Origin of the sequence: Tistrella mobilis (assembly GCF_041468085.1) — a bacterium.
In the GTDB taxonomy this organism is placed as follows: domain Bacteria; phylum Pseudomonadota; class Alphaproteobacteria; order Tistrellales; family Tistrellaceae; genus Tistrella; species Tistrella mobilis_A.
In genome coordinates this window covers 145,102-161,632 of sequence record NZ_CP121015.1, presented here as the reverse complement: position 1 = coordinate 161,632, position 16,531 = coordinate 145,102, and the positions used below count along the sequence as shown (strand labels likewise).

10 protein-coding genes and 1 pseudogene are annotated in these 16,531 nt (G+C 69.2%); 3 read left to right on the top strand and 8 right to left on the bottom strand.

The window, feature by feature from the left end:
• Positions 1 to 32 precede the first annotated feature (32 nt).
• The 5 genes from fhuB to P7L68_RS03600 all read right to left on the bottom strand — a co-directional run bounded on the left by fhuB (position 33) and on the right by P7L68_RS03600 (position 7,004).
• Positions 33 to 2,021 carry a Fe(3+)-hydroxamate ABC transporter permease FhuB gene (fhuB, locus tag P7L68_RS03620; protein WP_371999802.1) on the bottom strand — a complete coding sequence of 663 codons (1,989 nt, stop codon included), beginning with the start codon at positions 2,019 to 2,021 and terminating at the stop codon, positions 33 to 35.
• On the bottom strand, positions 2,014 to 2,901 hold the full coding sequence (locus P7L68_RS03615; protein WP_371999801.1) for an ABC transporter substrate-binding protein: 888 nt from the start codon (positions 2,899 to 2,901) through the stop codon (positions 2,014 to 2,016). The genes fhuB and P7L68_RS03615 overlap by 8 nt, the downstream gene beginning before the upstream one ends.
• Positions 2,891 to 3,688, bottom strand: coding sequence for an ABC transporter ATP-binding protein (locus P7L68_RS03610; RefSeq protein WP_371999800.1), 798 nt, complete (start codon positions 3,686 to 3,688; stop codon positions 2,891 to 2,893). The genes P7L68_RS03615 and P7L68_RS03610 overlap by 11 nt, the downstream gene beginning before the upstream one ends.
• Before the next feature lie 10 nt (positions 3,689 to 3,698).
• On the bottom strand, positions 3,699 to 5,930 hold the full coding sequence (locus P7L68_RS03605) for a TonB-dependent siderophore receptor (protein WP_371999799.1): 2,232 nt from the start codon (positions 5,928 to 5,930) through the stop codon (positions 3,699 to 3,701).
• A gap of 153 nt (positions 5,931 to 6,083) precedes the next feature.
• Positions 6,084 to 7,004, bottom strand: a complete 921-nt coding sequence (locus P7L68_RS03600) for a helix-turn-helix domain-containing protein (RefSeq protein ID WP_371999798.1) — start codon at positions 7,002 to 7,004, stop codon at positions 6,084 to 6,086.
• A gap of 137 nt (positions 7,005 to 7,141) precedes the next feature.
• On the opposite strand from P7L68_RS03600, the gene P7L68_RS03595 reads away from it, so the two are divergent.
• A complete protein-coding gene (locus P7L68_RS03595) occupies positions 7,142 to 8,191 on the top strand; it encodes a zinc-dependent alcohol dehydrogenase family protein (RefSeq protein WP_371999797.1) in 1,050 nt (349 codons plus the stop codon).
• On the opposite strand, the pseudogene P7L68_RS03590 reads toward P7L68_RS03595, so the two are convergent.
• The 3 genes and pseudogenes from P7L68_RS03590 to P7L68_RS03580 form a co-directional block, all read right to left on the bottom strand.
• Positions 8,166 to 8,467: pseudogene (locus P7L68_RS03590) on the bottom strand (type II toxin-antitoxin system RelE/ParE family toxin). The gene P7L68_RS03595 and the pseudogene P7L68_RS03590 sit on opposite strands and share 26 nt — an antisense overlap.
• Positions 8,464 to 8,745 carry a hypothetical protein gene (locus P7L68_RS03585; RefSeq protein ID WP_371999795.1) on the bottom strand — a complete coding sequence of 94 codons (282 nt, stop codon included), beginning with the start codon at positions 8,743 to 8,745 and terminating at the stop codon, positions 8,464 to 8,466. Before P7L68_RS03585 ends, P7L68_RS03590 begins: the two are co-directional and overlap by 4 nt.
• Positions 8,746 to 8,972: 227 nt before the next feature.
• Positions 8,973 to 10,481: a SulP family inorganic anion transporter gene (locus tag P7L68_RS03580; RefSeq protein WP_371999794.1), complete on the bottom strand. Its 1,509-nt coding sequence runs from the start codon at positions 10,479 to 10,481 to the stop codon at positions 8,973 to 8,975.
• Positions 10,482 to 11,032: 551 nt separating this feature from the next.
• On the opposite strand from P7L68_RS03580, the gene P7L68_RS03575 reads away from it, so the two are divergent.
• Entirely contained in the window at positions 11,033 to 15,796 is a 4,764-nt protein-coding gene (locus tag P7L68_RS03575; RefSeq protein ID WP_371999792.1) for a CHASE domain-containing protein, read from the top strand.
• A gap of 111 nt (positions 15,797 to 15,907) precedes the next feature.
• Complete coding sequence (locus tag P7L68_RS03570) at positions 15,908 to 16,435, top strand: nuclear transport factor 2 family protein (RefSeq protein ID WP_371999790.1); 528 nt, start codon at positions 15,908 to 15,910, stop codon at positions 16,433 to 16,435.
• Positions 16,436 to 16,531 lie beyond the last annotated feature (96 nt).

Genomic DNA, 16,531 nt, shown 5'->3' with positions numbered 1-16,531 from the left:
CGGGAAGAGGTCGTTATGCGAAGACCGGGTCGTCAGGACCGGCGGTGCCTTCCGCGCCCCAGCAGCCAGACCAGATACGGGCCGCCGAGTATGGACGCGAACAGGCCCACCGGCAATTGGTACGGGAAGGCCGCCATGCGCGCGAGCCAGTCGGCGGCGACCATCAATGCAACCCCGACCAGCACGGCGCCGGCCAGCTGAACCAGCGGCCGCCTGAGCCCCAGCAGCCGGGCGGCATGGGGGGCGATCAGCCCCACGAAGCCCAGCGGGCCGACATGAAGGGCGGCGGCCGCGGTCAGCAGCGCCGAGAGCAGCACCAGCAGCCCCCGGGCCGGGCCGACCCGAAGCCCCGCGGCCTGTGCCACCGCAGGGCCGAGCGGCAGCAGGGCGAGCACCCGGCCCGCGGCTCCCAGGGGCAGGATCAGCAGCAGGGCCGCCGCCGCCGCGATCCAGGCATCGGCGGGGGTGATCGCGGCGGTGGAGCCGGCCAGCCAGCCCAGCAGTTCGAAGGCGCGGAAGCCGCCGGTTGCGATCACCGCCACCAGCACCGCATTGGCCAGCGCCGCGGTGGCGAGGCCGGCGAGCAGCAGCCGTTCAGCACCGAAACCCGACCGGCCGGCAAGCCCCAGGATGAAGACGAGCACCGCCGCCGAGCCCGCCGCGGCCCCGGCAAGCCGGGCACCGGTCGAGGGCAGGTCGAGGCCGAGCAGCACCAGAGCGAGGCCGAGCCCGGCCCCGGCCCCCACCCCCAGCACATCCGGGCTGGCGAGCGGGTTGGCGGTGACCCGCTGCATCACGGCGCCCGCCGCGGCGAGCATGGCGCCGGCTGCGGCGGCCACCATCACCCGCGGCAGGCGCCAGGGCAGCAGATCGGCGAAGAGCGTGCCGGTCGCAAGGTGCAGCCCGTCGGGGCCGCGGCCAAGGGAGAGCGCCGCCAGCACCAGCACCAGGGCGAGCAGCAAAAGCCCCGTCAGCACCAGCCGGGGCCGGGCCTGGTGCATGTCGCGCGCGGTCCGGTCGCGGGTGGGCGGCCGCTCGATCATCCGGAGCCGGGGCAGCAGCCACAGCAGCAGCGGCCCGCCGAGCAGCGCGGTCGCGGCCCCCGTGGGCAGGCCGGCGACACCATGGGCTTCAAGCAGCATCACTGCGCCATCGGTCGCCCAGAGCAGCACCGCGCCGATCACCGGGCTCCAGACCAGCTGCCCGGCAGGGCTGCGCGCACCGGCCGCCCGGGCGAGCGCGGGGGCGGCCAGGCCCACGAAGCCGATCACCCCCACTTCCGAGACCACCGAGGCGGCGAGCCCCGCCGCCACCGCGACGGCGGCGAGCCGCACCCGGGTGAGCGACAGACCCAGGCTGCGCGCGGCGCCGTCGTCGAGCGCAAACAGGGTGAGCGGGCGGATCAGCAGGGCGCCGACGCCAACCGCAAGGCCGAGCCGGATCGCCAGCCCGATCGCCGGCCCCCAGCTCTGCTGCGCGAGCGCACCGCCGCCCCAGATGAACAGCGACATCATATAGCGGCCATCGGCCAGGATCGCGGCGGCGGCGATGGCGCCCGCGATCAGCGTGACCATCATGCCGGCAAGCACGACCGAGACCGGCTCCAGCCCGCGCCGCCAGGTCAGCGCCAGCACCAGCGCGACGGCGGCGAGCCCGCCGGTGGCGGCGATGCCCTCGCGCGCGGTCGCAAGCCAGAGCGGCGCATGGATCGTCGCCAGCACCAGCGCCAGCTGCGCGCCCGAGGCGATGCCGAGCGTGGCCGGTTCCGCCAGCGGATTGCGCAGCACCCGTTGCAGCAGCGCCCCCGAGAAACCGAGCGCCGCCCCGGCCAGGATCGAGACCAGGATGCGGGGTGCCACGCCATCCCGGCGGATGATCGCATCCAGCACCGGATCGGCCGAAAAGCTGCGGCCGAGGGCAAGTGCCGACAGCAGCGCCGCCATGGCCGCGACCCCCAGCCAGATCAGCGCGCCCGGCCAGACCAGCGCGCCCAGGCTGAACGGGCGGAGCCGCTCAGCCATGGGGCACCATGGCGGCCGAGAGCAGCCGCGCGAAGCGCGCGGCGGTCGGCAGGGCACCGAAGGGGTTGACGGGGTCGATGATCAGCACGCGCCCCTCGCGCACCGCCGGCAGGGCCTGCCAGAGCGTGGCCCGGCCCAGCCGGCGCAGCGTGTCGGGCGGCATGGGCGCCATCAGCGCGATCCAGGCCTCGGGCCGGGCGGCCAGCGCCTCGATGCCGACCGGCGCGGTGCCGCTGTAGCGGGTATCGGCCCCCCAGGCATTGACGAGCCCCATACGTCCGGCGACCGCACCCGGCAGTGAATCCGGCCCGAAGGCGCTGACATGGGCGGCATCGCCGGGCGTGACCAGAAAGACCGGCCGGCCGCCGGAAGCCGCCCGCGCGGCCGCCCCTGCGGCGGCAATCACGGCATCGGTATCGGCGATCAGGGCCGCGGCCGCATCGCCCCGCCCGAGCCGGGCGCCGAGGCTGCGGGCCGCCGCCGCGGCCGCATCATAAGGGGCCGCACCGGGCCGGTGGATCGAGATCGTCTCGACCGGCGCGATGCGGGCGAGATTGGGTTCGGCCCAGGCATGGAAGGCGGAATTCAGGATCAGATCGGGTTCGGCCAGGCGCAGCAGCTCGAAATTGATCGCGCCGCGCAGGCCCAGATCGGCGACGCCCTGGGGCACCGGCGGCTCGACCACGGTTTCGCGGAACTGGCGGAGTTCGGCCGCCGCCACCGGCACGATGCCGAGCGCCAGCACGGTTTCGAGCAGCGCCCAGTCGATGACCGCCAGACGTTCGGGTGCAGCCGCCGACAGCCGCCGCCCGCCACCGCAGACGGCGAGCGCGGCTCCGGCCCCGATCAGCAGCCTGCGGCGGGTAAGCTCAGCGGACATAGGCGACCGGCAGCCCGGTATCGGGATGCGGAAAAATGCCCATGGGCAGGCCGTAGATCCGGCCAAGCACCCCGGGCGTCAGGATCTCATCGGGCCGGCCGCGGGCGACGATGCGGCCCGCCGCCAGCGCCAGGATCTCGTCGGCGACCCGGGCCGCCATGTTCACGTCGTGCAGCACCATCACCACGGTCTGGCCGCGGGCCCGGGCCTGGTCGCGGATCAGCGCCAGCATGCCGGCCTGGTGCGCGATGTCGAGCGCCGAGGTCGGCTCGTCGAGCAGCAGCGCCCTGGTGTCCTGGGCCAGCATCATCGCCAGCCAGACCCGCTGACGTTCGCCGCCCGAAAGAGCCTCCACCATGCGGTCGCGGAACTGCGCAACCCCGGTCACCCTCAAGGCCGCCGCCACCTTCTCGCCATCCGCGGCACTGAACCGGCCGAGCGCGCCATGCCAGGCGAAACGGCCAAGCGCCACCAGCTCGGCCACGGTCATGCCCTCGGCGGCGGGGGTGAATTGCGGCATATAGGCGACGAGCCGGGCGAAGCCGCGGGCGTCATGGGCTCCGACCGGCTGCCCCTGCAGCAGGATCCGCCCCGCCGCCAGAGGCTGCTGCCCGGCCAGCGCCCGGATCAGCGTGCTCTTGCCCGACCCGTTCGGCCCCACCAGCGCACAGACCTTCCCCGCCTCCAGGCTGAGCGTCAGCCCGTCGATGACCGGGCGGCCGTCGACGGCGATGGTCACGCCGTCGAGGTCGTAAAGGGCCGGGGGGCCGGGGGGCTGATCGGTCATCTCGTCTCCGTCACCAGTCGAGCGACAGGGTGAGCGTCGCGGTGCGGCCGGCGCCATAGCCACACTGATAGATCGAGCCGCAGCCGCTGACATACTCCTTGTCGAGCAGGTTGACCACATCGACCGAGACACCCCAGCCCGCCTGACGATAGCGGATCGCCGCATCGACCACCGTCGCATCCGGCACCTTGAGCGTATTGGTCTCGTTCGCCCAGCTCTCGCCCAGATAGCGGATGCCGGCGCCGGCGCTCACACCGTCGAGAACGGCGGCCTGAAAGGCATGGTCGAGCCAGAGCGAGGCGCTGGTATCGGCCACCAGCACCGGCGTCTTGCCGACCAGCGCCTTGTTGCTGTCTTCGGTCACCTCGACATCCTGGAAGGTCGCCTGGCCCAGCAGGCTGAAGCCGCCGCCCAGCTCCGTCCGCGCCTCCAGCTCGATCCCGCGCGAGCGGACCTCGCCGCGCTGGATCTTGTAGTTGGTGTTGACCGGATCGGGGACCAGGGCGTTTTCCTTGGTCAGTTCGAAGACCGAGGCGGTGAACAGGCCGTCGAACGCGTCGGGCATGTATTTCACGCCCGCCTCGTATTGCAGCCCCTTTTCGGGCTCGAAGGGCGTGCCCAGCCGGTCGGCACCGATCTGCGGGTTGAACACGGTCGCGACGCTGACATAGGGCGTGACGCCATTGGCGAATTCATAGCCGAGCCCCACCCGGCCGCTGAACGCGCCCTCCTCGCCCTTGTAGTTATAGGCATTCGGCGTCCAGGGGCTGACATAGGCGTCATCGGATTTCGTCCAGACCCGGTCATAGCGGCCGGTCAGGGTCAGGATCCAGTTGCCGTCGATGCGCATCTGGTCCTGCAGATAGGCGCCGAGCTGATGCATGCTCAGCTCCTGGTCCAGATAGGTGAAGGCAGGCCCCTGGGGGGCGCCATAGACCGGGTCGGTCACGCTGATCGGCGTGCCCCCGCCCGACTTCTGGGCATGGTCGATCATGTAATAGCGATAGTCGATGCCGCCCAGGATTCTGTGGTCGACCGCCCCGGTGGTGACCCGCCATTCGGCCTGGTTGTCGGCGGTGACCGAATTCACCGTGGTCTCGTGTTCGAAACCGATCCGGAACAGCTCGTTGCCCGGGGCCACAGGCTCGGTGCCACCGCCCTCATAGGGGGCGCCGGGCACCCGCCAGCCATAGGGATAGGGGCCGCGCTCGCGGGTATGGACCCGGCTGTAGCGGAAATTCTGGCGCAGGGTCACGCTGTCCGACGCGTCGTGCTCCACCTCCCAGCCGATCATCGCCTGCTGGCGGCGGTAGAGGTCGACATCCTCTTCCCCGTAATAGAAATCGCGCGGGATCCGGCCGAAGGCGGCCGGCACCACCGAGCCGACATAGGGCCAGAACCCGCCGGTATGGGTCAGATCCTGGTCCTGATACATGCCGAGCAGGGTGACGCGGGTGCTGTCACCCTTCCAGGTGTAGGACGGTGCGATGACGCCGCGGAAATCCTCGGATGTCTCGGTCTCCCAATGGCCGCCCGAGACTTTGCCGGTCACCCGGAAGGCGCTGTCGGCGTCCAGCGCATCGCCGATGTCGAAAGCCAGATAGGCATTGCCCCAGTTGTTGATGCCGGTCTCGACATGGCGCAGCCGCTCCCCCGTCGGGCGCTTGCTGACCAGGTTGACCAGCCCGCCGACATTGGCGCCGCCATAGAGTGCCGAACTCGCCCCCTTCAGCACGTCGATCCGTTCCAGCAGGAAGGGATCGATCGAATAATTGCCGAAACCGTACTGGTAGAGGCCGAGCCCGTTCATGAACACGCCGGTCTGCCCGGCATCGAAGCCGCGGATCATCAGCCAGTCGGTATCGCTGTCGGTGCCGAACTGCCCGGCCTTGACGCCGGCGGTATAGCCCAGCACCTCGTCGAGCTTGTTGCCCGGCAGATCGTCGAGCTGGCGGCGGCCGACCACCGACACCGATTGCGGGATTTCGGTGATCGCGGCATCGGTCTTGGAGCCGGTGGCGCTGCGCCGCGGCACATAGCCGTCGATCGGGCCGTTGGCGGTCTGGATGTCGTCTTCCACCTGCAATTGCGGCAGAACCACGGCCTCATCGGCCTGTGCCACATGGGGCATGGCCGCCAGCAGCGCCACCAGGGCGGCACTGCCCCTGAGACTGCGGTTGAACGACGCTCGTGCGAAGAAGCGCCGCCGGGAGCGGGTCGAAGAGATGCGGTCGGTGCCCATGCCTTGATCCTGTCGCCATTGCCTGCCGGCGTAATCGGTTGCGAGTGTATATCACTCGCATATCGGCCCGGGCTTGACCGGATCGGGACGGGTTTGAACGTTTTCACGACGAATGGCACGGGGCCGCGCTGAAAATCTGGTCACGGCCCGGGATCACAGGGCCAGATCGCGCCGCCAGGCGGCGGGGGTGGCACCGGTCACCTGCTTGAAGACGCGGGTGAAATGGGCCTGATCGGAAAAGCCGGTCTGTGCCGCCACCTCGGCCAGCGATACGGCCCCCGTCTGCAACAGCTCCTGCGCGCGGCGGATGCGGGCCTGCATCTGCCAGTGATGCGGCGCCATGCCGGTGGCGGCCTTGAAGGCCTGGCCCAGATAGGATTGCGACAGGCCCAGCAGATCGGCCAGTTCCTGCAGGCGGATGGCGCGCAGGCAATTGGCTTCGATGAAATCGGTCACCCGGCGCAGCTGGCGGGGGGTCAGCCGGCTGCGCGGCCGCACGACGCCGCGCTGCTGCTGCGCCATCAGGTCGATGAACAGGGCCGCCGCCAGCCCGTCGCCATAGAGCGCATGCAGCGGATCGGGGCGTTCAACCTCGGTCGCGATCAGCCGGGCCAGGGCCAGAAGGCGATCATCGGTGAAGCCCAGCCGCGGCCGCTCCAGCGCCTGGCGGTCGACCGGCTCTCCCATGCGATCTTCCAGGGTCGCCACATCGAAATGCACATCCAGATGACGCAGCCGGTGCGCGCCCACGCCCTGGCCCCAGAGCCGCATGCCCGCGGGGACATAGTTCATCAGCCGGCCGGCCAGCCGCGGGCGGGCGGCCGGCAGCTCCGGCCGCGGTCCGACCAGAAATGCGCCCGGGCCGGTCCGCTCCAGCGCCACGAACAGGCGGGGGTGTTCCCCCACATAGGTGCCGCAGGCATCCGCCTGGCAGTCCACCTCCCAGACATCGGCGACGATGCCCGACCAGCTGCGGCAGCGCAGATCGCCGATCACCCGGATCCCTTCGATCCGGCTGTCCATCCGCGGGACGAAACCGCTGCCGGCCATGGCATTGCTCCCGGGCTGATGCATCTCTGGGCACATCCGGGCAGTTTAGTGCGCTTGCAAATCAGTCTCAACACCGGAGGATGCTCTCGTCCCCTCCCCCTGGTCGCAACGCCGTGCTAGAACCTCCGTGAGGCAACCACCCCGTTCCCAAGAGAGCCCCCATGCGCGCCGCCATCTTCGAGAGATTTCAGGGACCGATCACCGTCACCACCCTGCCCGACCCGGCGCCGCGGCCGGGCGGTGTGGTGCTGAAGGTGGGGGCCACGGGGCTCTGTCGCAGCGACTGGCATGGCTGGATGGGCCATGATACCGATATCCGCCTGCCCCATGTGCCGGGGCACGAGCTGGCGGGCACGGTGGTGGCGGTCGGCGCCGGCGTCACCCGCTGGGCCGAAGGCGACCGGGTGACGGTGCCCTTCGTCGGCGGCTGCGGCCATTGCGGGGAATGCGCGGCCGGCCAGCATCAGGTCTGTGAGAACCAGTTCCAGCCGGGCTTCACCCATTGGGGCAGCTTCGCCGACCATGTCGCCATCGATCATGCCGATGTCAACCTGGTGGCGCTGCCCGACGAGATGGGCTTCGACGTCGCCGCCAGCCTGGGCTGCCGTTTCGTCACCTCGTTCCGCGGCGTGATCGATCAGGGCCGGGTGCGGGCCGGGGAATGGGTCGCGGTCCATGGCTGCGGCGGGGTCGGGCTGTCGGCGGTGATGATCGCCGCCGCCGCCGGCGCGCAGGTGATCGCGATCGACATCGACCCTGCGAAGCTGGATCTGGCGCGGAGCCTCGGCGCCGTCGCCAGCATCGACGCCACGGGCAACGGCAATGTGCCGGGTCAGGTGCACGAGATCACCCGCGGCGGCGCGCAGCTGTCGATCGACGCGCTGGGCCACCCGGCGACCTGCGTGAATTCCATCCTGTCGCTCGGCCGCCGGGGACGGCATGTCCAGATCGGTCTGCTGCTGGCCGACCAGGCCCGCCCCGCCATCCCCATGGACCGCGTCATCGCCTGGGAGCTGGAGCTGCTGGGCAGCCACGGCATGCAGGCCCATCGCTACCCGGCGATGCTGGAGATGATCCGCCGCGGCCGGCTTCAGCCGGAAAAGCTGATCGGCGCCCGCGTCGACCTGGACGAAGGCACCCGCCTGCTGACCATGATGGACCGCTTCCCCGGCACCGGGGTGACGATCATCGACCGGTTCGGGGCGGGGTGATCAGCGGGGGCCATTGGCGAGAGGTGTGGACCAGGGCGATGATCCAGACGGCACCGCCATGGATCTCGTAGATCAGGCGATAGCTTTCATGTGGGATCAACTCACGCATACCTGGGATGAGCCGGCTTTGCCCATCTCGGGATATGCTGTCAGGCGATCTGCTGCACGGTCGAACAGTTCGTCGAGACGTCGGGCGGCATGCGGGTCGCCCGTCGCGATGTACTCCCAGATTGATGCGCGGTCCTGCTCCGCCTCAGGCGCCCAGAGCACGATCACGCGTCGGACCCTGCCAGCCGCGCCCGACGCGCCGCGAAATCAGCTTTGACCTCGTCATTGGGCCGGCCCTGTCCGGCACGTATCGACGCACGTCCGGCTTCAACCTTTCGGTGCAGATAGGTGTTGTAGTCACGGCTCTGACGACGCCGTTCGATATAGTCGCGCATCAATTCGCGAACGACCTGCGATGCCGGGCGATCTTCTGCCGCAGCCTCGGCCATGAATGCCGCGCGCAACTCGGCCTCCAGCTTCATCGTAAAGACAGCTTCCTTAGGCACGGCACGTCTCCCCCAAGGTATCTGTGCTGAAAAAGTATAGATGCTGTCAGTACCCTGGTGCCATCGCATTCGACGCCGGCCGGTCTGCCGAAGCCGTCTGCCCGAAGGGCGCGTCCGGCGAATGCTGTCGATGACAGATGGCCCCGGCCATATGCCCCCCGCCGGCCGGGACGGTCCCGACCGGAGGGGTGTGGGGCAGATCCGCACGCGGAACCGGACGGTGCGGCTCAATGCCCCGCCGGCCGCCCGGCCGCACCCGGCTTGTCGTGCAGCGCCAGGCGGTCGACGATCGAGGCGCTGGCCTCGTTCAGGCCCAGGATGTCGACCCGGGTGCCGTGGCGGCGGAATTTCAGCACCACGGCATCCAGCGCCGCGACGCTGGAAATGTCCCAGATATGGGCGCGGGAGACGTCGATCACCGCCCGCTCCAGATCCTCTTTGGTATCGAAGCCGGACTGGAAGATTTCGGCAGAGGCGAAGAAGACCTGGCCTTCGACCAGATAGGTGCGGGTGCGGCCGTCTTCGGACAGGGTCGAGGTGACGCGCACGATGCGCGAGATCTTCCAGGCGAAGAACAGGCCCGAGAGCAGCACGCCCACGCCCACCCCGATCGCCAGGTTATGGGTGGCGATCACCGTCACCACGGTTGCCACCATCACCAGGCTCGACACCCGCGGATGGGTCGCCAGTTCCTTCAGCGACGACCAGCGGAAAGTGCCGATCGAGACCATGATCATGATCGCGACCAGCGCCGCCATCGGGATCTGCGCCACCAGATCACCGGTGACCACGATCAGCAGCAGCAGGAACACGCCGGCACAGAAGCAGGACAGCCGGCCGCGGCCGCCGGATTTCACGTTGATCACCGACTGGCCGATCATCGCGCAGCCGGCCATGCCGCCGATGAACCCGGTCAGGGTGTTGGCGATGCCCTGGCCATAGCATTCCCGGCGGCGGTTGCTGCCGGTATCGGTCATCTCGTCCACGATCCGCGCGGTCATCAGGCTTTCCAGCAGGCCGACCATGGCGACGCCGGCCGAATAGGGCAGGATGATCTTCAGCGTCTCCAGCGTCAGCGGCACGTCGGGGATCAGGACAGCCGGCCAGGTGGAGGGCAGCTCGCCCATATCGCCCACGGTGCGCAGCTCCAGCCCCATCGACAGCGCCACAACCGTCAGCACCACGATGCAGACCAGCGGCGAGGGCACGGCGCGGGTGAGACGGGGCAGAAGATAGATGATGGCGAGCCCGGCCGCGACCATGGGGTATGTGATCCAGGGCACGCCGATCAGTTCCGGCAGCTGGGCCATGAAGATCAGGATGGCCAGCGCATTGACGAAACCGGTCATCACCGAATTCGACACGAACCGCATCACATAGTCGAAGCGGATCAGCCCGGCCAGGATCTGGAGCAGGCCGGCCAGTACGGTGGCCGCCAGCAGATAATCGAGCCCGTGCTCGCGGACCAGCGAGCCCATCAGCACGGCGGTCGCGGCGGTCGCGGCCGAGATCATGCCCGGCCGGCCGCCGGCGATGGCGGTGATGACGGCGATCGAGAACGAGGCATAGAGCCCGACCTTGGGGTCGACACCGGCGATGATCGAAAAGGCGATCGCCTCGGGGATCAGCGCCAGCGCGACCACCAGACCCGAGAGCAGGTCGCCGCGGATATTGCCGAACCATTCGGCGCCGGGCCGGCTGCGCGGCCCGGCGGATGAGGAGGGATGAGAAGTCAAGGCGAAGTCTCCGGACGGTTTTGCGACCGCGCGGCACAAACGCCCCGCAGCAGAAGGCTGAACGGGTGCCGCCGGTCGGGGAGATGGTCTTCTGAGACGGGGACGAGAGAACGCGGAGGGGCGATGGACGAACGGAATGCCGAGGGTACGGCGCGACAATGCCCATCCGCCGGCAGGTGCCGGGGCTTGGTCGGATGATGTCGCGGGCGGTACCGGTCCGGGTCTACATCGGTGGGGCGCGTCACAAAATTCGTGGAGGGAAGAGCCGCACCGCAGTGCAGCACGACCGGGTTTAGCCTGCTGCGCCGCGAAATGCAAGCCATGCCGCCGCCCTCACCCGCCACCGGGTACAGATCTTGCCGGCAGGATGATCAATGCAATGGAGATCAAGTTCCCGAAGCATAAAACGGGGCTGATCGCGGTGCTCCCGCCATCCGTGACTGAATACTATGTGATGCATGAATAAAACTGCGCTGTCGTTAACCGCTTCGTGACGCTTTGATGATTATGATTGTCGTCCGGGATGAACTCATCATGCGGGAAGGCGACCCGTGTCCAGTGCGACGGAAGATAAAATCGGCGGGGCGATCCGGGCTGCGGATCAGACGCGGCGGCCGCGCCCGCCTGTGTTCATCGTCCTGGCCCTGGGCCTGCTGGCCGCGATCATCGGCGGGCTTCTGCAGGATCAGTCGAACCGGGCGGTCACCCGCGACCGTTTTCGGGCGGCGGCGGCCGACATCGTGGTGCAGATCGGCGATCACATCCGGACCTATGAATACGGCCTGACCGGCACCCGCGGCGCCCTGCTGGTCGGCGGCGACCGCGAGATGACGCTCGACCGGTTCCGGCTCTACACCGAAAGCCGCAACCTGCCCGAGACCTTTCCCGGCGCGCTTGGTTTCGGGGTCATCACCCGGGTGGCGGCCGCGGAGGCCGAGGCGTTCGTCGCACGCGAACGGGCGGACGGGCGGCCATCCTTCGCCGTCCGGCGGTTGCAGGAACATGACGGCGAAAGCTGGATCATCCGCTATATAGAGCCCGCCGCCACCAATGCCGGTGCCGCCGGCCTCGACATCGCCTCGGAACCCGCCCGCCGCGCCGCGGCGGAAGCTGCGATGACCACCGGCAGCGCCAGGCTGACCGCGCCCATCACCCTGGTCCAGGCGACCGGCGCCCGCAATCGCGGCTTCCTGCTGCTGCTGCCGGTCTATGCCGGCGGCAGCACGCCGCCCGACGCCGAAAGCCGGATCGCCGCCACCACCGGCTGGACCTACGCGCCGCTGGTGATCGACAACCTGCTCCGTGATCTGGATGTGGGGGATCTGGATGCCGGGAACGCCCTGCTCCACCTCTCGCTCCGCGACGTCACCGAAGATGCCGCCGCCGCCGATTTCTACCGCACACAGGGGTTCGACGGCCCCCATGTGCTTCAGGAAACCCTGCGGATGTCCATTTTCGGCCGGGACTGGGAGGTGGCGGTCAGGGCCGGCGAGGGCTTTGCCGACAGTCTCAACCTGGCCGAGCCGCTGCACACCATCCTGGCGCTCGCCGTCATCGCCCTGCTGATCTCGGCCCTGCTGAACACGCATCTGACGCGGCTGGCCCGTCAGCGCCAGTCGGCGGTGGACGCCGAACGGCTGGCCGCCGATCTGGAACGCCAGGTGGCGCTGCGCACGGCTGAACTCGGCGAACGCGAAACCCGTTTCAAGGCGCTGACCGAGCTGTCCTCCGACTGGTATTGGGAAACCGATGCCGAGGGCCGCTTCACCACCATGTCGAAGGGCGTGACGAAGATCGGCCTCAATCCCGCCCGCATGATCGGGCGCAACCGCCGGGATCTGGCGGTGGATCCGTCGCAGCCCGAATTTCGCGCCTATGTGGAGGCCCTGGCAGAACGACGCGGCTTCCGCAACCTTGCCTACGACATGTACGACAATGCCGGGCACATCCGCCATGTCGAGGTCAGTGGCGAGCCGGTCTTCGGTGCCGACGGGGAGTTCGTCGGCTTTCGGGGGTCGGGCCGCGACCTGACCGAACAGATGCAGGCCAAGGCCGCACTGGCAGAGCGCGAGGCCCTGCTGGATGCCGTCTTCCACACCATCGACAACGGCATCGCCGCTTTCGGCCCCGATCTGCAGCTGCTGGCCTGGAATGCCCGGTTCGAGGAGCTGCACGGCATCGCCCCCGGCCAGCTGGCGGTCGGCCAGGATCTGGGAGTGGTGGAGGCTGCCTGTGCCCCGGGCGCGGCCGCCGATCTCGCCCGGCTGCGTCACCCCTCTGGCGGCACCGACATGGCGGCCGAAGTCTTCGAGACCACCCATGCCGACGGCCGGGTGATCGAGACCCGGCTTCGGCCCATGCAGCGCGGCGGCCTGGTCGCCAGCTGCGTGGACGTGACCGATGACCGCCGGCGTCAGGCCGAGGTGGTGAAGGCGCGCGACATGCTGGCCGGGGTGATGCATGCCTCGCTGAACGCGATCATGACGCTCGACCCGATGCGCGACGATGCCGGCAACATCACCGATTTCCGGATCGTGATGGCCAATGCCGCCTTCGAGCGCAAATCGGGCATCTCTCTCACCGCCGCGATCGGCGGCAGCCTGCGCAGCCTGCGCGGCCGCGAGGGCGAGGATCTGGTCGCACGCTACGCCCGGGTGGTGGAGAGCGGAGAGCCGGCACTGTTCGATCATGCCGCCCAGCGGGCCGATGGCGAACGCTGGTTCCGCGTCCAGGCCGTGCGGCTGGGCGACGGCTGCGTCGTCACCTTCTCGGACGTCACCGATGCCCGGCGCCGGGAGGTGCAGCTGCGCGAAAGCGAGGCGCGGCTGCAGGCGCTGTTCGGCACCGTCGGTGTCGGCATCGTGGTGATCGACGCACGCGGATGCATGACGATGGTCAATGCCGCCACCGAAAAGCTGTTCGGCCGGCCGGCCGGCGAGATGATCGGCCGGAACGTGTCGATGCTGATGAGCCCCGAGCTGGCGGCATCGCATGAAGGCGACATCGCCCGCTACATCGCCGGCAGCCCACCCCGCGCGATCGGCATCGGCCGCGAGCTGGAGGGGGTGCGGCAGGATGGCAGCACCTTCCCGATCGAATTGTCGGTGGGCGAATTCGTCACCGAGGAAGGCCGGATGTTCGTGGGCGCGATCACCGACCTGACCACCCGCAACCACGCCATCATCGAGCTGCGCGAAGCCAATCTTCAGCTGGAACAGCAGGCGAGCGAGCTTGCCGCCCTGGCCTCGGCCCTGGAGCTTTCCCGGATCGTGGCCGAAACCGCCAACCAGGCGAAATCCGACTTCCTCGCCAATATGAGCCACGAAATCCGCACCCCCATGAACGGCGTGCTGGGCATGACCCAGATCCTGCTCGGCACCGGGCTCGACGACGAGCAGCGCGGCTATGCCGAAACCGTGCGCGACAGCGCCGAGGCCCTGCTGGGGGTGATCGACGACATCCTCGACATCTCGAAGCTGGAGGCGGACAAGGTCGAGCTTGAACACCTGCCCTTCGATCTGACCGACCTGCTGGACGGCGTCGCCGCCATCCTGGCGCCCAAGGCCCGCGACAAGGGTATCGAGATCATCTGCATGGCCGAACCCGGCACCGGTGCCGGCTGGACCGGCGATCCCACGCGGCTGCGCCAGATCCTGCTCAACCTGGCCGGCAATGCGGTGAAGTTCACCGAACGCGGCCATGTCGCGGTCACGGTGCGCGACCTGGGGGCCGCCGGTTGCGAAGATTGCGAAGACGTTGGCAACATGGATGGCGAAGATTGCGAAGATGCCGGCCGCATGGGCATGCGCCGGCGCCTTCTGTTCGAGATCAGCGACACCGGCATCGGCATGACCGCCGACCAGACCGCGCGGCTGTTCCATAAATTCGCCCAGGCCGATGCCTCGATCACCCGCCGCTTCGGCGGATCGGGGCTGGGGCTTGCGATCTGCCGCAAGCTGGTGGAGCTGATGGGCGGCAGCATATCGGTGGACAGCGAACCCGGTCGCGGCTCGGTCTTCCGGTTCGAGGTGCCGCTCGACCGCTGCACCCCGCCGGCACGGGCGGTTGCAACCGACGGTCTCGTCTCGGGCCTCCGCGGCCGGCGGGCGCTGATCGTCGACGATCTGGCGCTCAACCGCCGCATTCTCGCCCATCACCTGGGCGAGTTCGGCATGGTGCTGAGCGAGGCCGCCGACATGGCCGAAAGCCTGCGCCTGCTGGAGCACAGGGTCCAGGCCGGCCAGCCCTTCGATCTGGTGATCACCGATCTCAATCTGGGCGGCATGGACGGCGCGACGCTCGGCACCTGGCTCAGGCTGCATCCGCGCTTTCAGTCGGTGCGCATGATCCTGGCCGCGTCGTCCACCCCCACGGCCGAGGCGGCGCGGGTGTTCGACGCCGTGCTGACCAAGCCGATCCGCCGGGGCGAGCTGATCACGGCGCTGGCCCGCAGCTTCGGCCTGGCACTGCCCGCAACGGCAGGGCCAGCCGCCGCGGTCGCCGTCAGCGGCCGGGTCCTGCTGGTGGAAGACAACGCCGTCAACCAGGCGGTCGCTTCCACCATCCTGGAGAAGCAGGGCTATACCGTCTCGGTGGCCGAGAACGGCGCCGAGGCGATCGAGGCCTGTGCGGCGGCGGATGTCGATCTGGTCTTCATGGATGTGCAGATGCCGGTGATGGACGGGATGGAAGCCACCCGCCGCATCCGCGCCGCCGAGGCGGAGACCGGCCGGCGACGCGTCCCGATCATCGCCATGACCGCCAATGCGATGAGCGGCATGCGCGAGGAATACATGGCCGCCGGCATGGATGATTTCGTCCCCAAACCCTTCCGCGCCGAAAAACTGCTCGCGGTCGCGGCCCGCTGGGCGCAACGGCAGCCGGAACCGGTGCCCGGCAGCGAGAGGGGCGGCATGGGGCCGACCCGCGAAGATGGGACCGGAGAAGATGGGATCGGCGAGGATGTGGCCGACGAAGACCTGATCGACGAGGGCCCCATGACCGCCCTGCGCAAGCTGACCACGCCCGAGACCTGGGCATCGATGGTTTCAAGCTTCGAAACCCTGGGCCGGCAACAGCTGGCGGAGGTGGCACAGGCCGTCTCGGTTCCCGACCCCGATCATCTGCGCCGGGTGGGCCATGACATGATCTCGATCGCCGGCAATTGCGGGCTGATGATGCTGATGGCGGCCGGCCAGGCCCTGCAGACCGCCGCCAGGGCGGACGACATGCCGGCGATGGAGGCCGCCGCAGCCCGCATCGCGCGCATCGGCCCCAGATCTTGGGATCTGTTCCACGACCGCTTCGGCCGCTGACCGGGGGAGGGGATGGCCGCATGACGTCTCTTCCGGGCTGATCCATACTGGAGGATGAGGCGGCGCAAGACGGACCGCCGCCCGCTCCCCCGGACTGAGGACGACACCGCCATGACCGCCACCGCCGATATCTCTGCCGATACCGCCGCTGCGACCGCCACCAGGGCGGCCACCCTGGACACCGGCGCCCTGCTCGCCCGCTTCGCCGCCGCCGTAGAGGCGAACGACGCCGCGGCGCTCGCCGCCTGCTTCACCGCCGACGGCATCTATGACGACTATTTCTTCGGCCCCGAACAGGGCCCGGAGGGTATCGCCCATATTCTGGCGGGCTTCTACAAAGGCGGCTGCGATTTCCGCTGGCAGTTCCACGACGTGCTGGCCGGCCCCGGCCGCGCCTATGCCCGCTATCGCTTCAGCTATCGATCCACCGCCCCGGAAGCGGCCGGCACCCGCGTCTGCTTCGACGGCATCGCCTGCCTGGACCTGTCACCCGACGGCCTGATCCGCCGCTATTCGGAAGTCTTCGACCGCGGCATGGCGCTGGCCCAGCAGAACTTCGCACCCGAGCGCATCGCCCGGATCGGACGGCGCTATGCCGAGGCGCTGAAGGCGCGGGGGGAGTGGGTGGGGCATGTTTGATATGGGGCATACGCCCGTCCCTTATACGCCCTTTGCGCGCGATTCTGATTCCCTGTGGTTGCTATATTGCCGGCGCTGACACTAGAGTGAACTCAT

Excerpts from the sequence above, each read along its gene's own strand:
- fhuB (WP_371999802.1), bottom strand. The coding sequence starts at position 2,021 with ATGGCTGAGCGGCTCCGCCCGTTCAGCCTGGGCGCGCTGGTCTGGCCG.
- P7L68_RS03615 (WP_371999801.1), bottom strand. The coding sequence starts at position 2,901 with ATGTCCGCTGAGCTTACCCGCCGCAGGCTGCTGATCGGGGCCGGAGCC.
- P7L68_RS03610 (WP_371999800.1), bottom strand. The coding sequence starts at position 3,688 with ATGACCGATCAGCCCCCCGGCCCCCCGGCCCTTTACGACCTCGACGGC.
- P7L68_RS03605 (WP_371999799.1), bottom strand. The coding sequence starts at position 5,930 with ATGGGCACCGACCGCATCTCTTCGACCCGCTCCCGGCGGCGCTTCTTC.
- P7L68_RS03600 (WP_371999798.1), bottom strand. The coding sequence starts at position 7,004 with ATGCATCAGCCCGGGAGCAATGCCATGGCCGGCAGCGGTTTCGTCCCG.
- P7L68_RS03595 (WP_371999797.1), top strand. The coding sequence starts at position 7,142 with ATGCGCGCCGCCATCTTCGAGAGATTTCAGGGACCGATCACCGTCACC.
- P7L68_RS03570 (WP_371999790.1), top strand. The coding sequence starts at position 15,908 with ATGACCGCCACCGCCGATATCTCTGCCGATACCGCCGCTGCGACCGCC.